5 protein-coding genes are annotated in these 4522 nt (G+C 54.6%); 3 read left to right on the top strand and 2 right to left on the bottom strand.

The genetic code is table 11. From position 1 onward, the window contains the following. The 3 genes from ABYV26_RS21555 to ABYV26_RS21545 all read left to right on the top strand — a co-directional run. The coding region (locus ABYV26_RS21555) for a serine/threonine protein kinase (RefSeq protein WP_372683420.1) at positions 1 to 592 on the top strand (592 nt) is incomplete at its 5' end. 30 nt (positions 593 to 622) lie between these two features. Continuing rightward, a complete protein-coding gene (locus ABYV26_RS21550; RefSeq protein ID WP_372683419.1) occupies positions 623 to 1348 on the top strand; it encodes a PP2C family serine/threonine-protein phosphatase in 726 nt (241 codons plus the stop codon). A gap of 92 nt (positions 1349 to 1440) precedes the next feature. Beyond that, entirely contained in the window at positions 1441 to 2466 is a 1026-nt protein-coding gene (locus tag ABYV26_RS21545) for a 4Fe-4S binding protein (protein WP_372683418.1), read from the top strand. A gap of 331 nt (positions 2467 to 2797) precedes the next feature. Here ABYV26_RS21545 and ABYV26_RS21540 read toward each other — a convergent pair whose 3' ends face one another. Both ABYV26_RS21540 and ABYV26_RS21535 read right to left on the bottom strand, forming a co-directional pair. Continuing rightward, positions 2798 to 3400 carry a hypothetical protein gene (locus tag ABYV26_RS21540; protein ID WP_372683417.1) on the bottom strand — a complete coding sequence of 201 codons (603 nt, stop codon included), beginning with the start codon at positions 3398 to 3400 and terminating at the stop codon, positions 2798 to 2800. A 192-nt stretch (positions 3401 to 3592) separates the two neighbouring features. Beyond that, positions 3593 to 4450, bottom strand: a complete 858-nt coding sequence (locus tag ABYV26_RS21535; protein ID WP_372683416.1) for a hypothetical protein — start codon at positions 4448 to 4450, stop codon at positions 3593 to 3595. Between the last annotated feature and the right edge of the window lie 72 nt (positions 4451 to 4522).

The raw sequence follows: 4522 nt of genomic DNA, 5'->3' as shown, positions 1-4522 counted from the left end.
GATCATTCATCGCGACATCAATCCATCCAATGTCATCGTGCAACCCGATGACCAGATCAAGATTCTCGACTTCGGTTTGTCCTGCCCTGCCGGCACCGAGGATTTCGGCAATACCGGTACCGCCCAATATATGGCCCCAGAACAAATTGACGCCGATCCCGTGGACGGGCGAACCGACATCTACGCATTGGGCATCACGGCCTACGAAATGGTTACCGGTAGACTCCCTTTCGTAAATTCCGATCTGAATACACTGTTGAAAATGCACACCACACACGACATACCGGATCCCGCCGAGCTGGTACCCGATATCCCCGGGGAGCTGCGTGATTTTATACTCACCGCCGGACGGTGCATTCCCCGAAAGCGCTATGCGAGCATGGGCCATGCCATGGAAGCACTTGATCCATTATTATCACAAAGCAAGCCAATCAAGCGCCTAAAGAGCCTTAACCATGACGGGCTGTCGACCCTTGTATTGTCCTACAAAAAAGAACAGCAGGCAGACCTTAACCGGTTGTTGGCGTCCTTCAGAACTCAGGCTCAGGCCCTCGGTGTGGCGGTCAAGATGGCCGATTATAAAAATATGTAAAGCGAACGACCGCTCAAGGGAACCGATCCAATGACTTTTGCTTTCAAGGCGACATCCGGACGCACCCATATCGGCTTGGCCGGTGTGAGAAATGAGGATCGGTACATCATCAGAGGCCTCGGCAGCGGGGGCGCCATCCTGGCAGTGGCGGACGGATTGGGGGGGAATGTATCCGGCGGCTATGCCGCTGACTGCATCATCGATCATTTGGCCGCGCTTGATCAGGTGGAGACCGGCAACGAGTTGGCGGCACTGGTGACGCTGGTCAAAGCGATGGACGGCCATTTGGTGAGCCAGCAGGAGGCACAAGCCGCACTGGCGGGAACCGGCAGCACAATGGTGTGCGTGTTGTTGCGGGACAATACCGCCTACTGGATCCATGTGGGCGACAGCCGCCTGTATCTGTTTCGAGATGGCCGGCTGACCCAGATTACCGAAGACCAGACGCTGGCCAGATTTCTGGTTGGCGAGGGTGAATTAGCGCTAAAAGACGCTGCGACCCACTATTCCATCGATGTCATGGATCAGTTCGTGGGTTGCGGATATGCCATTCCAGAGACAGGGTCTTTTTCCAGTCGTGGCGGCGATCTGTTGGCATTGACCACCGACGGGCTGCATAAATCGTTAACCCCCCAACTTTTGGCAACTATTCTGGGTAATCGCGAAGCAATCGACCAAAAAGCGGAACGGCTCATCCAGGCTGCACTGAAAACGGGTGGCCGGGATAACATGACAATTGTTCTGGCCAAGGTGTGAATGACAGCACGACACCATTGTCTAAATCAACGGATAGTCTACCTGCACCTGTTATCCTGACGCATGTACGACACCCAACGTCCGAGGTTTTCATGAATCACAGCTGCACCCCTATCCCCTTTTTTTCCAGCCTGCGCAATCGATTCCAGCTGGTCCTGTTCCTGATGACCCTGGCCATCGGTCTGCAGTTTTATTTTTTTGTCGAGCAGGCGGGCAATGGCGGCCCGATAACCATCCAGCGACCGGCCGGTGTGGAAGGGTTTTTGCCCATTGGCGCGCTGTTGGGCTGGAAGCAGCTTTTGACCACGGGCATCTGGGACCCAGTCCATCCGGCGGCCATGGTCATCCTGCTTTATGCTGGGGTGATTTCCCTCCTGTTTCGAAAATCCTTCTGCAGTTGGTTCTGTCCGGTCGGGACACTGTCTGAATGGCTCTGGAAACTGGGTTATCGAGTGCTGGGGAAGAACATCCAAATGCCCAAGGTCCTGGACTGGCCCCTGCGATCGCTGAAATACCTGCTGCTCTCGTTTTTCGTCTATATCACCCTGATAAAAATGGCCCCGGCCGAAATTGCATCATTTCTGCACAGCCCCTATTACAAACTGGCGGATGTGAAGATGCTCCATTTTTTCACCCGGATCGGAACCGTGACCCTGTTTTCGATGGTGGTTTTGCTCGTGCTCTCCGTCTTCGTCAGGAATTTCTGGTGCCGGTACCTGTGCCCTTATGGCGCCTTGATGGGCATTCTCGGCCTGTTCAGCCCGACGGCAGTGCAGCGGCAACCCGCCACCTGCACCAGTTGCCTGAAGTGCAGCCGGATCTGTCCATCCCATCTGCCCGTGCACCAGAAAACCAGGGTGTTCAGCCCAGAGTGCAGCGGGTGCCTGGACTGCGTCAATACCTGCCCGGCGGCGGAAACCCTCTCAATGAACACCGCCGGCTTTGGACCCCTGTCCTGGCATGCGTCGAAACTGGCCATGGCCGTGGGTGCTGCCTTCGTCGTCATGGTCTTTGCCGCCCAAATCACTGGGCACTGGAAGAGCGGAATCGACGATGGTGAGTTCAAGATGCTGCTGCGGATGATCGATGCCCCCATGATGGTCCACCCAACCTTTTAGGCCAATTGCGGGCCCTCTTTTCGCTACCAGCATGCCCAACGCCTCACCGTCGATGCCCACGTCTTTTCGACGGATTGTTTTCCATGAGTTTTCTGCTTGCTGCACGTGTTGAAAAAAACCTCAGATGATCAATCCGTTTAATGCCACTCCTGCAGCGCAACCTGCCGTCGCCAGCGACCACGACCAATGTTACCGCATCCTGAAAGAAGGCCTTTTTCCGGCTTTGTCGAAGCGATGCGGCGGCCCTTCTCAGCATCGATGCGGCTGACCATCGTCGCCGGAATGGGGCCTATCCGATTGATAGCGCTCTGCTTCTCAGCGCCACAGGTAATTATTTAGGCAGCATCGGATGGTTCGGCGGCCGGAGCGACCGAACCAGGTCGTCGAACGCCTCGGGCTGCAACAGTTCGAACACCCCCAACCCGAACACGGCCAGCGCGAAAATCAGCGTGACAACGGCACCGATGCGGTGAGGCAGGGTGACAACAAACATGAGGACCGATGCGTTCATCTGTTCATCTCCCCAAAGCCATCCGATCGCCGTGCAGAGAAAGATGAAGCCGAGCGGGGCGATCAAGATGCCCGGCCTGGCCATGATCAGCTTTTCAGCGGCAGGGCCGAGTTCAAAAATGACGATACCGGCAATTGCCAGGGTGCCCAACCCCATGGCAACGAAAAGAAGCCCCCAGAAGGCGGCGCCGGTGCCGCGGAACACAAAACGGCTGGAGCTGTGCCAGCTCCATTCGCCCACTTTCATGTCAAAATATCGCAACCGGATCGAATCGATTCCGATGGAAAGGAGCCCAACACCAAGCATCGCGGCACCGAGGGCCTGCAATTTCGGCCAAACCAGGTAGTTCCCGGCGGCGACAAAACCGATGGCCAGCAGGCCAAAGCCGGGAAGCAAAAAGGATTTGAATTGATTTGTCTTCATCCGGCCCATCACCCCCTCATTCATTTCTGACCTATGCACAGGCAGCGGCAGTCCGCTGTCCAACAGACAGTTCTCTTCGGCTATATTGCAGCCTCGACGTTCAGCACACTCTATGGCGTGACACCCGGTCTTGGTTCCTGAACAAAAAATAAACCATTGCACCTATGGTATCGATATGACTACATAACGCGATCATTGTTGGCCAGATACCCTGGGTAATTTACGTATCCCGGCAAGACCGATTATACCCGTCCCGAACAAAATCAAGGTTGCGGAAATCGGCACTGGGGCCGCCTCGGACAAAAAAACGCCGGAGGCGGATTCAAAGGTAGCGCCTTCGGGAAGATCGAGCCGGATGGAGGCGGTGTTGGAAAAATCGGCTGGGCCGACTATCTGAACCAAATCAAAATCCAGCCGGAGACTTGGGTCGGCACCGGAGATTTCAATCTGCCCTAAAAAGGTTTTAGGGCCCAAGGCCGCCCATTCCCCGATTCCATTGAATGCTGAAAACTGTTGTGGCGAGGCCGTTGAATAGGTGCCCGGCGTACCATCCGAGGAATAAGTTGCACTTATGGCGAGCTGATCGACATTCGGATAGGGAAAGGTATTGAGCCCACTTAAGGCATTGAAAGAAAAGTATCCCCTTTCCTTATTGTTGTAGTCGATTACCGTATAGATGCCTTCAATTGTGAGTTCGATATCGATTGTGGCAGTAGAGGTGGCCGTCAATCCCGGGATGGTCAGCAGGATCTCATCAGTCCAGCCGGCACCGCCGCTGCCACTTGCCGTCGGAGCGCTAACCTTGAGCTGGCCAGTTGCCAAATCCGAACTCGAATAAACCAGGTCCGATGTCGCGCTGTATGGAATAAGGGATGAAGTGTCGGCGTCGTTGAAGATATTTTCAATATTATGCCAACTTGGATTGAAAAAGTCAGCACGCGTCCACACCTGGTATGAATAAACCGATGCTGAATGTCCTGCTAACAAAACAATCAGGCAGGAACGCAATAAGAGCGCTGAAGATTTTCTTTTAACATGGGATACGTTCATGTCTCACCCCCCCATTTTAAGAACCCGTTGACAACTACCGATCACCAATAGGGCCCTTTATTTAAGGCCCCG

Source organism: Desulfosarcina sp., assembly GCF_041551955.1.
GTDB lineage: Bacteria > Desulfobacterota > Desulfobacteria > Desulfobacterales > Desulfosarcinaceae > Desulfosarcina.
This window is presented reverse-complemented; position numbering and strand designations above follow the sequence as displayed.